The 14,128-nt window shown below is 71.2% G+C and carries 12 protein-coding genes; 10 read left to right on the plus strand and 2 right to left on the minus strand.

Translation table 11 applies throughout. From position 1 onward, the window contains the following. The first annotated feature begins 283 nt into the window (after positions 1 to 283). Positions 284 to 1,123 carry a DNA repair protein RecO gene (gene recO, locus ABC270_RS09160; RefSeq protein WP_412880501.1) on the plus strand — a complete coding sequence of 280 codons (840 nt, stop codon included), beginning with the start codon at positions 284 to 286 and terminating at the stop codon, positions 1,121 to 1,123. Further along, positions 1,120 to 1,917, plus strand: a complete 798-nt coding sequence (locus ABC270_RS09165) for an isoprenyl transferase (protein ID WP_412880502.1) — start codon at positions 1,120 to 1,122, stop codon at positions 1,915 to 1,917. Before recO ends, ABC270_RS09165 begins: the two co-directional genes overlap by 4 nt. A 74-nt stretch (positions 1,918 to 1,991) precedes the next feature. Here the strand turns inward: ABC270_RS09165 and ABC270_RS09170 are convergent, their stop codons facing one another. Continuing rightward, positions 1,992 to 2,927, minus strand: coding sequence for a LysR substrate-binding domain-containing protein (locus ABC270_RS09170; RefSeq protein WP_412880503.1), 936 nt, complete (start codon positions 2,925 to 2,927; stop codon positions 1,992 to 1,994). Positions 2,928 to 2,997: 70 nt separating this feature from the next. Here ABC270_RS09170 and ABC270_RS09175 point away from each other — a divergent pair, with 70 nt between their 5' ends. The 4 genes from ABC270_RS09175 (at position 2,998) to ABC270_RS09190 (ending at position 6,635) form a co-directional block, all read left to right on the plus strand. Further along, complete coding sequence (locus tag ABC270_RS09175) at positions 2,998 to 4,047, plus strand: aminotransferase class V-fold PLP-dependent enzyme (protein WP_412880504.1); 1,050 nt, start codon at positions 2,998 to 3,000, stop codon at positions 4,045 to 4,047. A 114-nt stretch (positions 4,048 to 4,161) separates the two neighbouring features. Next, complete coding sequence (locus ABC270_RS09180) at positions 4,162 to 5,547, plus strand: glycine--tRNA ligase (RefSeq protein ID WP_412880505.1); 1,386 nt, start codon at positions 4,162 to 4,164, stop codon at positions 5,545 to 5,547. Positions 5,548 to 5,682: 135 nt separating this feature from the next. Further along, a complete protein-coding gene (locus ABC270_RS09185) occupies positions 5,683 to 6,417 on the plus strand; it encodes a DsbA family oxidoreductase (protein WP_412882063.1) in 735 nt (244 codons plus the stop codon). Continuing rightward, complete coding sequence (locus ABC270_RS09190) at positions 6,414 to 6,635, plus strand: hypothetical protein (RefSeq protein WP_412880506.1); 222 nt, start codon at positions 6,414 to 6,416, stop codon at positions 6,633 to 6,635. Before ABC270_RS09185 ends, ABC270_RS09190 begins: the two co-directional genes overlap by 4 nt. Before the next feature lie 46 nt (positions 6,636 to 6,681). Here the strand turns inward: ABC270_RS09190 and ABC270_RS09195 are convergent, their stop codons facing one another. Further along, complete coding sequence (locus ABC270_RS09195) at positions 6,682 to 7,185, minus strand: aminoacyl-tRNA deacylase (RefSeq protein ID WP_412880507.1); 504 nt, start codon at positions 7,183 to 7,185, stop codon at positions 6,682 to 6,684. A 47-nt stretch (positions 7,186 to 7,232) separates the two neighbouring features. On the opposite strand from ABC270_RS09195, the gene dusB reads away from it, so the two are divergent. The 4 genes from dusB to ABC270_RS09215 all read left to right on the plus strand — a co-directional run bounded on the left by dusB (position 7,233) and on the right by ABC270_RS09215 (position 14,045). Continuing rightward, positions 7,233 to 8,387 carry a tRNA dihydrouridine synthase DusB gene (gene dusB / locus ABC270_RS09200; protein ID WP_412880508.1) on the plus strand — a complete coding sequence of 385 codons (1,155 nt, stop codon included), beginning with the start codon at positions 7,233 to 7,235 and terminating at the stop codon, positions 8,385 to 8,387. Next, positions 8,384 to 9,673 carry a deoxyguanosinetriphosphate triphosphohydrolase gene (locus ABC270_RS09205; protein WP_412880509.1) on the plus strand — a complete coding sequence of 430 codons (1,290 nt, stop codon included), beginning with the start codon at positions 8,384 to 8,386 and terminating at the stop codon, positions 9,671 to 9,673. Before dusB ends, ABC270_RS09205 begins: the two co-directional genes overlap by 4 nt. A gap of 217 nt (positions 9,674 to 9,890) precedes the next feature. Continuing rightward, positions 9,891 to 11,828 (plus strand): DNA primase, encoded by a 1,938-nt coding sequence (gene dnaG / locus ABC270_RS09210; RefSeq protein WP_412880510.1) that lies wholly within the window; start codon positions 9,891 to 9,893, stop codon positions 11,826 to 11,828. 600 nt (positions 11,829 to 12,428) lie between these two features. Then, positions 12,429 to 14,045 (plus strand): ABC transporter substrate-binding protein, encoded by a 1,617-nt coding sequence (locus ABC270_RS09215; RefSeq protein WP_412880511.1) that lies wholly within the window; start codon positions 12,429 to 12,431, stop codon positions 14,043 to 14,045. Positions 14,046 to 14,128: the final 83 nt, after the last annotated feature.

Consider the following 14,128-nt stretch of genomic DNA (forward strand, 5'->3'; position numbering starts at 1 on the left):
CGCGGTGCGGGCACGTCCCGCACCGCGCCTCCCGTCTGTGCGCTGTCGGGCGCCTGCTCGAAGGTTCCCACAACGGGTGCGATGGCTTGTGCTTTCGGGCGTACGTGGTCGGAAGTCCCGATCGGGTACGCCCGGTTCGGCCAGGTTCGCCCGGTTCGACCACGTATGCCCGTTTCGACCAGGTACGCCCGGTTCCGCCAGGTTCACTCGGTTCGACCAGGGACGCCCGTGTCGGGTCACCGTCCCGCACCGCGCCGTCGGTGGCGAGGGGGATACTGGAGCAATGCCGCTGTACCGGGACGAGTGCGTCGTGTTGCGCACCCACAAGCTCGGTGAGGCCGACCGCATCGTCACGATGCTCAGTCGCCAGCACGGCAAGATCCGCGCGGTCGCGAAGGGCGTCCGGCGCACGGCGTCGAAGTTCGGCAGCCGCCTCGAGCCGTTCATGGTCGTCGACGCGCAGTTCTACGAGGGTCGCTCCCTCGACATCGTGACGCAGGCGGAGTCCCTCGGTTCGTACGGCGCGCAGATCGTCGCCGACTACGGGGCCTACACGGCTGCCAGCGCGATGGTCGAGACCGCCGACCGGCTCAGCGAGGCGGACGCCGGCCTCCAGCAGTACCTCCTGCTCGTGGGCGCGCTCCGGTCCCTGGCCCGGGGCGAGCACGCGACGACGGCGACGCTCGACTCCTACCTGCTTCGGGCGATGAGCATCGCGGGGTGGGCGCCCTCGTTCGGCGACTGCGCGGTGACGGGGGAACCGGGGCCGCACTCGGCGTTCGTCGTGCAGCTCGGTGGGGTCGTCGCGGACCACGCGGCACCCCCTGGGACCCCACGGCTCGACCCGGTGACGCTCGGACTGCTCGGGTCCCTCCTCGCCGGCGACTGGGCCACGGTCGACGCGGCCGACGAACGCACCCGTTCACGGGCGTCCGGCGTGGTCGCGGCGTACGCCCAGTGGCACCTGGAACGATCGCTCCGGTCGCTGCCGCACGTCGACCGCACCGAGCACCCGGCCCCGGTCGCCCCGACGCCGGGCGGGGTCCCGGCGGCCGTCGCAGCCACCCCGACCCCAACGGTGCCCACCCCGACCGCCGCCGACGCCGAAGGAACCCCTGCATGAGCCCACGCCGGTACGCCGAGTCCGAACCCCTGCGTCCCGTCGACTGGACCGGGGAGCAGCCACCGGCCGTCCCCGCGCAGTTCGTCCCGGAGCACGTGGCGATCGTCATGGACGGCAACGGCCGGTGGGCGAACCAGCGCGGCCTCACCCGGGTCGAGGGGCACAAGGCGGGCGAGGCCTCACTCCTCGACGTCGTCGCCGGTGCGATCCAGATCGGCGTCAAGCACGTCTCGGCGTACGCCTTCTCCACCGAGAACTGGAAGCGCTCGCCCGACGAGGTCCGGTTCCTCATGGGCTTCAACCGCGAGGTCATCCACCGTCGGCGTGACCAGCTCCACGCGTGGGGCGTCCGCGTCCGGTGGGCAGGGCGCCGGCCCCGTCTCTGGCGGAGCGTCATCGACGAGCTGCAGACGGCGGAGCGCATGACCGCCCACAACGACGTCTGCACGCTGACGATGTGCGTGAACTACGGCGGCCGGAACGAGATCGTCGACGCGGTGCGGGGCATGGCCGAGGACGTCGCCGCCGGGCGTCTCAAGCCGAGCCAGGTGACCGAGAAGGCCCTCGCCAAGCGCCTCTACGTGCCCGAGCTGCCCGACGTCGACCTGTTCCTCCGGAGCTCGGGCGAGCAGCGCACGTCCAACTTCATGCTCTGGCAGTCCGCGTACGCCGAGATGGTGTTCCTCGACCGCCTCTGGCCGGACTTCCGTCGCACCGACCTGTGGGGAGCGATCGAGGAGTACGCGCGCCGCGACCGACGCTACGGCGGTGCCGTGGACGCGCCGACCGCCTGACGGGAGGCCCGCGGCGGGCCTGCACCGTGCGTCCCGTCCGGTGCACGCTGCGCTGGCGCCGGAGGCGACGCCGGTCAGCCGAGCAGGTGCGCCGACGCGCCGACCGCGGCCAGCGCGGCGCCGACACTCGGCACCCGTTCGGCTCCGCGTGCCACGACCACCTCGACGCGACGGGCGAGCTCGTCGCTCGCCGGCGTCACCTCCACGCCCGGCGGCACCACCGTCGTGGTGAGCGCGAGCCGCGGCAGGAGCGCGACGCCCAACCCGGCCGCGACGAGCCCGAAGACCGCGGCCGCGTTGTCCGTCTCGAGCACGATGTCGGGGGTGAAGCCGGACGCCGCACACGACGCGAGCAGGTGGCCACGGCACCGGGGGCAGCCACCGATCCAACGGGCGTCCCGCTGCGCCGCGAGGTCGGCGACCACGTCGGCGCTGTGTGGGTCGGCGGTCCTCGGGGGTGCCGCGCTCGCCGGCGTCACGAGAGCCAGAGGGTCCCGCCCGAGGACCCGCGCGGTGAGTGTCGGATCGGCGAGCACGTCGTCGTCCTGCGGGGCGTGCGAGAACGTGATCGCGACGTCGGCCTCACCGCGGCGCAGGAGGTCGACGGCCTCGGGCGGCTCGGCCTCGACGTACGAGGTCAGCACGCCGGGAGCGTCGGACGCCATCGTCGCGAGCACGGACGGCACGAGCGTCGACGAGGCACTCGGGAAGCCGGCGATCCGCACCCGTCCGCGGGCGAGGCCGCCGACCGCGTCGAGGTCCTCACGGGCAGCTGCCAGGGCGGCGTCGACCGTCAGGGCGTGCTCGGCGAGCACCAGTCCGGACTCCGTCAGCGTGACGCCCCGGGCACCACGGAGCACGAGGTCGTGCCCGAGCCGCCGTTCCGCCCGGGCGAGGAGTTGGCTGACGGCGGGCTGGCTGTACCCGAGGGTGCCGGCGGCGCGGCTGATCGAACCGGCGTCGCGCACGGCGCGGAGGACACGGAGGAGCTGGGGATCGAGACCGTCCACAACGCCATGTTATGGGGGAGCGAAGGAAGCTGCCCTGGTGTGATGGAAGCGTCGACGCCACCGTGGAGGCATGGACTCCTTCGTCGACGGCTCCGGGTACCTGGCCGCCTGCACCGCCGGGCTCCCGACGTACGGCACGCTCGCGGCGATGCGCGCCGACCTCGACGAGTGGCAACGTGCTGCATCGTCACCGGTGTCCTACGGTGCGCTCGTCGAGGAGGGCCGCGCGCTCTTCGCCCGCATCGTGGGCGTCGAACCCGCTCGGGTGGCGACCGGTTCACAGACCTCCGCCATGGTCGCCGTCGCCGCCGCAGCGCTGCCGGACGGAGCCGAGGTCGTCGTCCCCGAAGGGGACTTCAGCTCGGTCGTCTTCCCCTTCCACGCCCAGGCGCACCGCGGCGTCCGGGTGCGCAGTGTCCCGCTCGACCGGCTCGCCGACGAGGTGCGTCCCGGGACCGCGATGGTCGCGTGGTCCGCGGTGCAGTCCTCGAGCGGGACCGTGACCGACCCGCAGCCGGTGCTCGGCGCGGCTCACGCCGTCGGCGCGCTGACGCTGTGCGACCTGACGCAGGCCGCCGGGGTGCTCCCGGTGTCCGCAGTGCCGTTCGACGTCACGGTCACGCACGCCTACAAGTGGCTGTGCGCCCCGCGCGGGGTCGCGTTCGCGACCTTCTCCGACGCCGCGCTCGAGCGCCTCCGCCCGGTACAGGCCGGCTGGTACGCGGGCGCCGACGTGTGGTCCTCGTGCTACGGACCCACGATGCGGCTCGCCGACGACGCCCGCCGGTTCGACGTGTCCCCGGCATGGCAGGCCTGGCCCGGAGCGGTCGCCGCCCTGCGACACCTCGCGTCCGTCGACGCAGGGTCGGCCTGGAGGCACGCCACCGGTCTCACGGATCGGCTCGCCGACGCGCTCGGCTCACCGCGGAGCGGTCAGGCGATCACGACGTTCCCGGACCGGGACGGCTCGGCGCTCCGGGCGCTGGCGGACGCGGGCGTGACGGCGAGCGGGCGCGCCGGTCGGCTCCGGCTGGCGTTCCACCTGTGGAACGACGAGGAGGACGTGACACGCGTCGTCGACGTGCTCGGGGGACTGTCCGCCTTCTGCCCTGTGGGGTGACACGACCGGTCCACAGGTGCCGCGCCTCCCGTCCGCCGACGGCCGCGAGGCCGGTACGCTTGCCCGGTACCTTCCCGCACCGGGCACCCAGTCCGGCGACCCATGGAGTCCCTCTTGGCACAGTCCTCCCGTCTCGACAGCGTCATCGCCCTGGCCAAGGGCCGTGGCTTCGTCTTCCAGTCGGGGGAGATCTACGGCGGATCGCGCTCCGCGTGGGACTACGGTCCCCTCGGCGTCGAGCTCAAGGAGAACATCAAGCGCCAGTGGTGGCAGCGGTTCGTCCGCGGCCGCGGTGACATGGTCGGCCTCGACTCCGCCGTGATCCTGCCGCGCAAGGTGTGGGAGGCCTCGGGTCACGTCGCGACCTTCACCGACCCGCTCGTGGAGTGCCTGCACTGCCACCACCGTTTCCGTGAGGACCACCTCATCGAGGGCTTCGTCGCGAAGAAGGGCCGCCAGCCAGAGGGCGGCATGGCCGAGATCGCCTGCTCGAACTGCGGCACCCGCGGGCAGTGGACCGAGCCGCGTGAGTTCTCCGGCATGCTCAAGACCTACCTCGGCCCGGTCGAGTCGGAGGAAGGGCTGAACTTCCTCCGCCCCGAGACCGCGCAGGGCATCTTCGTGGACTTCGCGCAGGTCGTCACGACGAGTCGGCAGAAGCCGCCGTTCGGCATCGGGCAGGTCGGCAAGGCGTTCCGCAACGAGATCACGCCCGGCAACTTCATCTTCCGCACGCGCGAGTTCGAGCAGATGGAGATCGAGTACTTCGTGCCGCCGGCCGACGCCGAGACCCACTACGAGCAGTGGATCGCCGACTCGGTCGCGTTCTACACCGACCTCGGCATCGACCCGGAGAACCTGCGCCGCTTCGACGTGCCGGACGGCGAGCGGGCGCACTACTCGGACGCGACCGCCGACATCGAGTACCGCTTCGGGTTCCAGGGCTCCGAGTGGGGCGAGCTGATGGGCGTCGCGAACCGCACGGACTTCGACCTCAAGAACCACATCGAGGCCTCCGGCAAGGACCTCCGCTACTTCGACCAGGCCGCCAACGAGAAGTACGTGCCGTACGTGATCGAGCCGTCGTTCGGCCTGACCCGTGCGCTCATGGCGTTCCTCATCGACGCCTACCACGAGGACGAGGCCCCGAACGCGAAGGGTGGCGTCGACAAGCGCACGGTCCTGCGACTCGACCCGCGTCTGGCCCCGGTCAAGGCCGCGGTGCTGCCGCTGTCGCGCAACGAGCAGCTCTCGCCGGTCGCGCGCGGTCTCGCCGACGACCTGCGCAAGCACTGGAACGTCGACTTCGACGACGCCGGTGCGATCGGTCGTCGCTACCGCCGCCACGACGAGATCGGCACGCCCTTCTGCATCACGGTCGACTTCGACACGCTCGACGACCAGGCCGTCACCGTGCGCGAGCGCGACACCATGAGCCAGGAGCGTGTCTCGCTCGACCAGTTGCAGGGGTACCTCGCCACGCGCCTCCTCGGCGCGTAGCGCTCGGCCTCGGCGCAGCTCCCCTCGCGTGCCCGGGACCAGGTTCCGGACTCGGAACCGCGCTTCCCCGCGGTGCTGCGTCCGGAACCTGGTTCCGGCGCGGAATAGGGAGGGGAAGTGCGCGTTGCAGTCAGCATGAACGACAGCGTGAAGGTCGATGTCTGGTCCGACATCGCGTGCCCCTGGTGCTACATCGGCAAGCGGAAGTTCGAGTCCGGAGTCGCCGCGTTCGCCGCATCGGATGACGCCCGTCCGGTCGAGGTGGAGTACCACTCCTTCGAGCTCAGCCCCGACACGCCCGTCGACTTCGAGGGCACCGAGGCCGAGTTCCTCTCCGGCCACAAGGGCATGCCGGTCGAGCAGGCGCAGCAGATGCTCGACCACGTCACCGGCATCGCGAGCTCGGTCGGGCTCGCCTACGACTTCGAGGCGATGCACCACACCAACACGGTGAAGGCGCACCAGGTCATCCACCTCGCCAAGGAGCACGGCAAGCAGCTCGACATGGTCGAGCGCCTGTTCACCGCCTACTTCGAGCGCGGCGAGCACGTCGGTCAGGACGAGTCGCTCGCCGACCTCGCCGCCGAGGTCGGGCTCGACCGCGATGAAGTGCTGGCGACGCTCCGCGACGACGCCCAGCTCGCCGCGGTCCGCGCCGACCAGGCGCAGGCCCAGGCGTTCGGCATCAACGGCGTCCCGTTCTTCGTCATCGACGGCAAGTACGGCGTCTCCGGCGCGCAGGACCCCGCCGCCTTCGCGCAGGTCCTGCAGCAGGTCGTGCAGCTCCGGCAGACCACGCCCGAGGAGCTCGCCGAAGCGGCGCAGCGCGCCGCGGACGACGCCCGCGCGGACGCCGAGGCGACCCGATGACGGCCGTGCAGCCGACGGGCGCGGCGCGGCCCGGCCTCCCGTCCGCGGTTCCGCCCGTGTCGGTGCCCGACGCGCTCACCGGCGCGTCGACGGTGATCGACCGGGAGGCTCGCCCCGGCCTGCTCACGCTCGTCACCCCCGGCGGTGCGCCGGTCTGCGAAGGGGACGCGTGCTTCGTGCCGGGCGCGGAAGGGGTCTGGGCGGAGGTCCCGGACTGACCGACGGCCGCTGCCCGACGGCTGCCGACCGTCAGGCTGCCGACCGTCAGCTGCGCGCGGGCTCCTCGTCGGTGATGTCGGCGACCGTGGCCTCGTAGGCCGCGATCAGCGCGTCGGCGTCCACGAAGGCGCTCGCCCCGTGGCGGCCGGCACCGAGCGCGACCCGACGGCCGAGGATCCGCTCGTCGGCGTAGACCGGCAGGTCGCCCGTCGCACCGATGGGCGTGATGGTGCCGCGTTCGTAACCGGACGCCTCGAGCGCGGTCGCGGCGTCGGGCATCGAGAGCTTGTTCACGCCCACGACGGTGCGGAGCTTCTTCCACGCGATGCTGCGGCCACCGGGGACGAGTGCGAGGAGATAGCTCCGTCCAGTGCTGCTGGCGCCGTCGTGGCGCTTCACGACGAGGGTCTTGACGATGTCACCCGGTTCGATGCCGAGGAGCCCGGCGGCTTCCTCGAGGGAGTTCGCGGCGGGCCGTTCGACGACGTCCACACGCAGGCCCCTGGAGGCGGCATCGGCGTCGAAGCGGGCGATTGCGGTGTCGGTCATGTGGAGAACGCTACCGGCGCGCACCGACGTGGGAGAATGAGCAGCGTATGACGATCACACAAGCGCCTCCGAAGGGTTTGCGCATCGGCCCGATCGAGGTCGAGGCGCCGGTCGTGCTCGCGCCGATGGCGGGCATCACGAACATGGCGTACCGCCGGTTGTGCCGCGAGTACGGCGCCGGCCTCTACGTCTGCGAGATGATCACGTCGCGCGCGCTCGTCGAGCGGACCCCGGTGTCGATGCAGCTCATCCAGCACCACGAGTCGGAAGACCCACGGTCGATCCAGCTGTACGGCGTCGAGCCGAACACCGTCGCCGAGGCCGCGACGATCCTGGTGGGCGAGGACCGCGCCGACCACATCGACCTCAACTTCGGGTGTCCGGTGCCGAAGGTCACCCGCAAGGGCGGCGGCGCTGCGCTGCCGTGGAAGCTGGACCTCTTCAAGGACCTCGTCGAGAAGACGGTGCGGGCCGCCGGTGACGTTCCCGTCACGGTGAAGATGCGCAAGGGCATCGACGCCGACCACCTCACCTACCTCGACGCCGCCCGCATCGCCCGGGACGCCGGTGTCGCCGCGATCTCGCTGCACGCCCGCACTGCCGACGAGCACTACTCGGGCCACGCCGACTGGTCCGCCATCGCCACGCTCAAGGAGACGATCACCGACATCCCGGTGCTCGGCAACGGCGACATCTGGTCCGCCGCCGACGCCCTGCGGATGGTCGACGAGACCGGCTGCGACGGCGTCGTCGTCGGGCGCGGGTGCCTCGGGCGTCCGTGGCTGTTCGGCGACCTCGCGTCGGCGTTCCGCGGCGAGGACGTCCGGGCGATGCCGACCCTCGGCGAGGTCGCGGTCGCGTTCCGTCGGCACGCCGAGCTCCTCGTCGAGTTCTTCGGCTCCGAGGACCACGGCTGCCGCGACGTCCGCAAGCACGTCGCCTGGTACTTCAAGGGGTACCCGATCGGCGGCGACGTGCGCTCCGGACTCGCGATGGCGTCCTCCCTGCAGGAGATCAACGACCTCCTGGGGAAGCTCGACTGGTCCGCTCCGTACCCGGGCGCCGACGTCGAGGGACCCCGAGGGCGCGCCGGTCACCCGAAGCGCACGGCCCTGCCCGATCGCTGGCTCGAGTCCCGTGACGTCGACGCCGAGTTCCGCAAGGTGCTCGCCGCGGCCGAGCTGCACCACAGCGGCGGATGAGCGCCACCGCCTCGTACGGTCCGGCCGACGCCGAGCGCTGGCTCGCCGAACAGCACTCGAACCGCCGATCCGACTTCGCCCGGGACCGCGCCCGGCTGCTGCACTCCAGCGCGCTCCGACGCCTCGCCGCGAAGACCCAGGTGCTCAGCCCCACGACGGGGCTCGACTTCGCCCGCAACCGCCTGACGCACTCGCTCGAGGTCGCCCAGGTCGGCCGGGAGCTCGCCGACTCGCTCGGGCTCGATCCGGACGTCGTCGACACCGCGTGCCTCGCGCACGACATCGGTCACCCGCCGTTCGGGCACAACGGCGAGACCGCCGTGAACGCATGGGCGGCGGACATCGGCGGGTTCGAGGGCAACGCGCAGACACTGCGGCTGCTCACCCGTCTCGAACCGAAGGTGTACGGCTCCGGTCCGGACGACGACCGCGCGTACGGGCTGAACCTGACGCGGGCGTCCCTCGACGCCAGCTGCAAGTACCCGTGGCCTGCGTCACAGGGCGTGTCCGAGTCGTCATCGGGCCGCACGAAGTTCGGCTTCTACGACGACGACCACGCGGCGTTCGAGTGGCTGCGTGCCGGGGCTCCCCGCCGGCAGCGGTGCATCGAGGCGCAGGTCATGGACCTCTCCGACGACATCGCGTACTCGGTGCACGACTTCGAGGACGCCGTCGTCGCGGGGTTCATCGACGTCGCGGCGCTCGGTGACCGCGTGGGCGAGAACGACATCGTCACCGCCATGCACGCCTGGGTCGGGGACGACCTCAGCCGCGAAGAGCTGCTCGAGGCCTTCGACCGGCTCCGGTCACTGCCGCTGTGGATGACGTCCTACGACGGCTCCCGGCGTGACCTCGCCCGCCTGAAGAACCTCACCTCACAGCTCATCGGGCGGTTCGCACGGACGGCGACCGCGGCGACGCGGGAGTCCTACGCGTCCGGGTCGCTCGTGCGTTTCGCCGCCTCGGTGGTGACGCCCCCGGAGATCATCGGCGAGATCGCGGTGCTCAAGGGCATCGTGGCCGCGTTCGTGATGACCCACGGCGACCGGCAGCCCGTGTACGAGGAGCAGCGACGCATCCTCACCGAACTGCTCGACGCCCTCGCGGCCACCGGCAGCGCGGACCTCGAGCCGGGCTTCGCGGCCGACTGGCGGGCGGCGTCCGACGATTCCGGACGGCTGCGGGCCGTGGTCGACCAGGTCGCGAGCCTGACCGACCAGGGAGCGCTCGCCTGGCACCGTCGGCTCGTCGTGGGGGAGCGGGAGCGGACGCACATCCCGGTGTGACGGGGTCGCGCTCGGTGCGCGGTGCGACGCGCACGTGCGGTCACCAGGTGTGGAACATCGCACCGGATGCCCGCGGCAGCCGCCGTGACCGCCACGACGCGACCACGCATCGGAGGTGCGGTGCGCGCCGGTCCTGCACGGTGCCTCCAGGCCGGGACGCCGTCCACAGGACGGACGGCGGCAGGCAGGGGTCGGCGGCACGAACTAGGATCGAGGGGTGGCTGGCAGGATCGCGCGGAACGACATCGACGAGGTCCGCTCGCGTGTCAACATCGCGGACGTCGTCGGCGACTACGTGACCCTGAAGCACGCTGGCGTCGGTTCCATGAAGGGCCTCTGCCCGTTCCACGACGAGCGGTCTCCGTCGTTCCACGTCCGACCGCAGGTCGGGCGCTACCACTGTTTCGGCTGCGGCGAGGACGGCGACGTCTTCAGCTTCATCATGGCGCAGGACCACACCACCTTCGCCGAGGCCGTCGAGCGCATGGCCGCGAAGATCGGCTACACCCTCCACTACGAAGAGGGTGACGGGCCGCGCACCGACTACAACACGCGCGCTCGGCTCATCGCGGCGAACGAGGCGGCGCTCGAGTTCTTCACGTCGCAGCTCACCACCGGCGCTGCCGACCCCGCACGGCGCTTCCTCGGCGAGCGCGGGTTCGACCCGGGCGCCGCGCAGCACTTCGGCGTCGGCTTCGCCCCGAAGTCGTACGACGCGCTGAAGGACCACCTGCGCGGACGCGGCTTCACGCTCGAGGAGCTCACGAGCGCCGGGCTCGTCAGCCAGGGTGACCGTTCGCCCTACGACCGCTTCCGTGGACGGCTCATGTGGCCGATCCGCGACGTCACCGGGGCCACGATCGGATTCGGTGCGCGGCGACTCCTCGACGACGACAAGGGCCCGAAGTACCTCAACACCCCCGAGACGCCGATCTACCACAAGAGCCAGGTGCTCTACGGGATCGACCTCGCCCGTCGGGACATCTCGAAGCAGAAGCAGGTCGTCATCGTCGAGGGGTACACCGACGTCATGGCGTGCCACCTCGCCGGGGTGACCACCGCGGTGGCGACGTGCGGCACCTCGTTCGGCGTCGACCACATCAAGGTGCTGCGACCGATGCTGGGCGACGTGAGCGGCGCGGACCCGAACGCCAACGGCGAGGTCGTGTTCACGTTCGATCCGGACGACGCCGGGCAGCGTGCCGCATCGCGGGCCTTCGCCGAGGAGCAGCGGTTCGCCGCGCAGACCTTCGTCGCGGTGGCGCCGGAGGGCCTCGACCCGTGCGACCTCCGGCTCGCGCGGGGCGACGACGCGATCCGACGCCTCGTGACCAACAAGCGGCCGATGTTCGAGTTCATGATCCGCCGCACCCTCGACGGGCACGACCTCGAGACCGTCGAGGGTCGCGTCGGTGCGCTCCGGGCCGCGGCCCCTGTGCTCGCGACCATCCGCGACCGCTCGCTCACCCAGGGCTACGTGCGGGAACTCGCCGGCTGGCTCGGCCTCGACATCCCGGAGGTCCGTCGTGCGGTCGAGAACGCCCGGCAGCGGGCGCGCGGCGCGCAGGACGACCGCAGCGGAGGCACGGTCCCGGTCGCGCAGGCAGGCCCCGGCGGCCAACTGGTCGCGCCCGCCGACGAGCCCGTGGCCGGGCTCCGGTCCCTGCCCAACGACCCGATCACCCGCATGGAGCGGGATGCCGTGATGGCGATGGTGCAGCAGCCGGGGCACGTCGGCGCGCCGTTGCTCGGCCTCGCGGCAGCGGCCACGTTCTCGGCGCCGATGCTCGCGGTCGTGCGGGACGCCGTCGTGGCGAACGTCGACGCGATCGGGGCGGGGGACTGGCTCGACCGCTTGATCTCCGACGTGCCCGCGCCGCTCCGGAGCCTCGTGCAGGAGCTCGCCCTGTCGCCCATCCCGGCACGGACCGACGAGGACCTCGCGCTCTACTGCCGGAGCATCGTCGTGGCGCTGGTCGAGCGCGACCTCCTCGCACGCAAGGCGTCGCTGCTCGGACAGCTGCAGCGGGCGGACCCGCACGAGCAGGCCGACCGTCGCGCGGAGATCCAGCGGCAGCTCGTCGACATCGACGCGCAGCGGATGCGTCTCCGCGCGGACTCCGAGGCCGCTGCGGCCGCTGCCGGCCAGCGCTGACGCTGCCCGCTCTCCGTTCCTGCAGGCGCACTGCGGACGGCGAGGGCGAGTACCCGCCGACGAACGTGGCGGGACGGAGGCGAGCCCTGCCTCCCGGCGGGACGCGGCTGGTCGCGGGACGTGTCGGTCCTCGCGGCCTCGTGCGGCATGTCGTGCGACCAGCGCTGCCTGCGCGTGGCGTGTTGCGCGACCAGCGCGGCACGCAGCGGCATGTCGTGCGCCCAGCTCGCCCGCCCGAGGTTCCGCAACTCGCCGCGCTCCCGACGCCGAGGTTCCTCACGCAGCGTGCGCGAGGCGCGAGATGCCGCGCTTTCGGAACCTCGACGGATCCCCGCACCTGAGCGAGCGGCGCGGCCGCCCGACACGCCCGGCGATCACGGGGTGTTGCCCGACGCAACAATCCTGCACGACACGCCGCTCGAGACCAGCGACATGATGCGTCAGGCGACGCGGTCCTGCATTACAGCGGTGTAAACAAATCGCCCTCGGTTCGTTCGGTTCCGTGACAGGGTGGTACCAATGAGCGTTCCTGACCGGGCACACAGTCGTTCCACCCGCCGGTCAGGACTCCTGCAATCATCACCAGAGAGGTACACGGACATGGCATCCGTCACCAAGTGGGGCAAGCGCGGCATCGCGCTCGGCGCCGGGGCAGCAGCGACGGCGCTGGTGCTCACCGGCTGCGCGAGCGGCAGCGTGTCGTCCGCCGACCTGAACGGCATGACGATCGGCACGACCGACAAGATCACGTCGCTCGACCCGGCCGGCTCCTACGACAACGGCTCCTTCGCCGTGCAGAACCAGGTGTTCCCGTTCCTGATGAACACCCCCGTCGGCAGCCCGGACGTCAAGCCGGACATCGCGACCAAGGGCGAGTTCACGAACCCGACCACGTACGAGGTCACGCTCAAGAAGGGCCTGAAGTTCGCGAACGGCCACGACCTCACGTCGAGCGACGTGAAGTTCTCGTTCGACCGCGAGCTCAAGATCAACAACGAGAACGGTCCGCAGTCCCTGCTCGCCAACCTCAAGAGCATCGACACCCCGGACGACACGACGGTCGTGTTCAACCTCGACCACGCCGACCAGACCTGGCCGCAGGTGCTCTCGAGCCCCGCCGGTCCGATCGTCGACGAGCAGGTCTTCTCCGCCGACGAGCTCACCCCGGCGGCCGACATCGTCAAGGGCAAGGCGTTCGCCGGGCAGTACGAGATCACCTCGTACAAGGAGAACGACACGATCCAGTACAAGGCGAACAAGGCGTACGACGGCCTCCTCGGCAAGGCGAAGACCGACGAGGTCACCGCCAGCTACTACACCAAGGAGACCGACCTCAAGCTCGCCGTGCAGAAGGGCGACGTCGACGTGGCGTACCGCTCGCTGACGCCGACGGACATCGCCGACCTCCGCAAGGACGACAACGTCAAGGTCACCGACGGCCCCGGCGGCGAGATCCGCTACCTCGTCTTCAACTTCAAGACGCAGCCGTTCGGCACCGGTCAGTCCGGCGCGGACGAGAAGAAGGCCCTCGCGGTGCGCCAGGCGGTCGCGGACGTCGTCGACCGTGAGAAGCTCGCGAAGGACGTGTACAACAACACGTACTCGCCGCTGTACTCGATGGTCCCGGACGGCCTGACCGGCGCGGCGACCCCGTTCAAGACCCTCTACGGCGACGGCAACGGCGGCGCGGACGTCGACAAGGCGAAGAAGACCCTGTCCGACGCCGGTGTCACCGGCAAGGTGCAGCTCGACATCCAGTACGCGCCGGACCACTACGGCTCGACCTCGGACGACGAGTACGCCGAGCTCAAGACGCAGCTCGAGAACTCGGGCTTGTTCACCGTGAACATCCAGTCGACGGTCTACACGACCTACGCGGTCGACCGCACGAAGGACGCCTACCCGGTGTACCAGCTCGGTTGGTTCCCGGACTTCTCGGACGCGGACAACTACCTGTCGCCGTTCTTCACGAAGGACAACTTCGTGCAGAACCACTACGACGACCCGACGATCCAGAAGCTCATCTCCGAGGAGCAGGCGGAGTCCGACGCGTCGAAGCGCGCCGACCTCATCGAGCAGGCCCAGCAGCGCGAGGCCGAGCAGATCTCGACCCTGCCGCTCCTGCAGGGCAAGTCGATCGCCGTGGCCGGCAAGGACGTCAAGGGTCTGACCCTCGACGCCTCCTTCAAGTTCCGCTACGCGACCCTCTCCAAGTAACACCGATGTGACCCCAGGGGGCGCTCCGCCACGGAGCGCCCCCTGACCACGTCCCGAAAGGCACCCACCCCGTGACCCTCAGC

Source organism: Curtobacterium phoenicis, assembly GCF_047238015.1.
Classification (GTDB): Bacteria; Actinomycetota; Actinomycetes; order Actinomycetales; family Microbacteriaceae; genus Curtobacterium.

Excerpts from the sequence above, each read along its gene's own strand:
- recO (WP_412880501.1), top strand. The coding sequence starts at position 284 with ATGCCGCTGTACCGGGACGAGTGCGTCGTGTTGCGCACCCACAAGCTC.
- ABC270_RS09165 (WP_412880502.1), top strand. The coding sequence starts at position 1,120 with ATGAGCCCACGCCGGTACGCCGAGTCCGAACCCCTGCGTCCCGTCGAC.
- ABC270_RS09175 (WP_412880504.1), top strand. The coding sequence starts at position 2,998 with ATGGACTCCTTCGTCGACGGCTCCGGGTACCTGGCCGCCTGCACCGCC.
- ABC270_RS09185 (WP_412882063.1), top strand. The coding sequence starts at position 5,683 with ATGAACGACAGCGTGAAGGTCGATGTCTGGTCCGACATCGCGTGCCCC.
- ABC270_RS09190 (WP_412880506.1), top strand. The coding sequence starts at position 6,414 with ATGACGGCCGTGCAGCCGACGGGCGCGGCGCGGCCCGGCCTCCCGTCC.
- ABC270_RS09195 (WP_412880507.1), bottom strand. The coding sequence starts at position 7,185 with ATGACCGACACCGCAATCGCCCGCTTCGACGCCGATGCCGCCTCCAGG.
- dusB (WP_412880508.1), top strand. The coding sequence starts at position 7,233 with ATGACGATCACACAAGCGCCTCCGAAGGGTTTGCGCATCGGCCCGATC.
- ABC270_RS09205 (WP_412880509.1), top strand. The coding sequence starts at position 8,384 with ATGAGCGCCACCGCCTCGTACGGTCCGGCCGACGCCGAGCGCTGGCTC.
- ABC270_RS09215 (WP_412880511.1), top strand. The coding sequence starts at position 12,429 with ATGGCATCCGTCACCAAGTGGGGCAAGCGCGGCATCGCGCTCGGCGCC.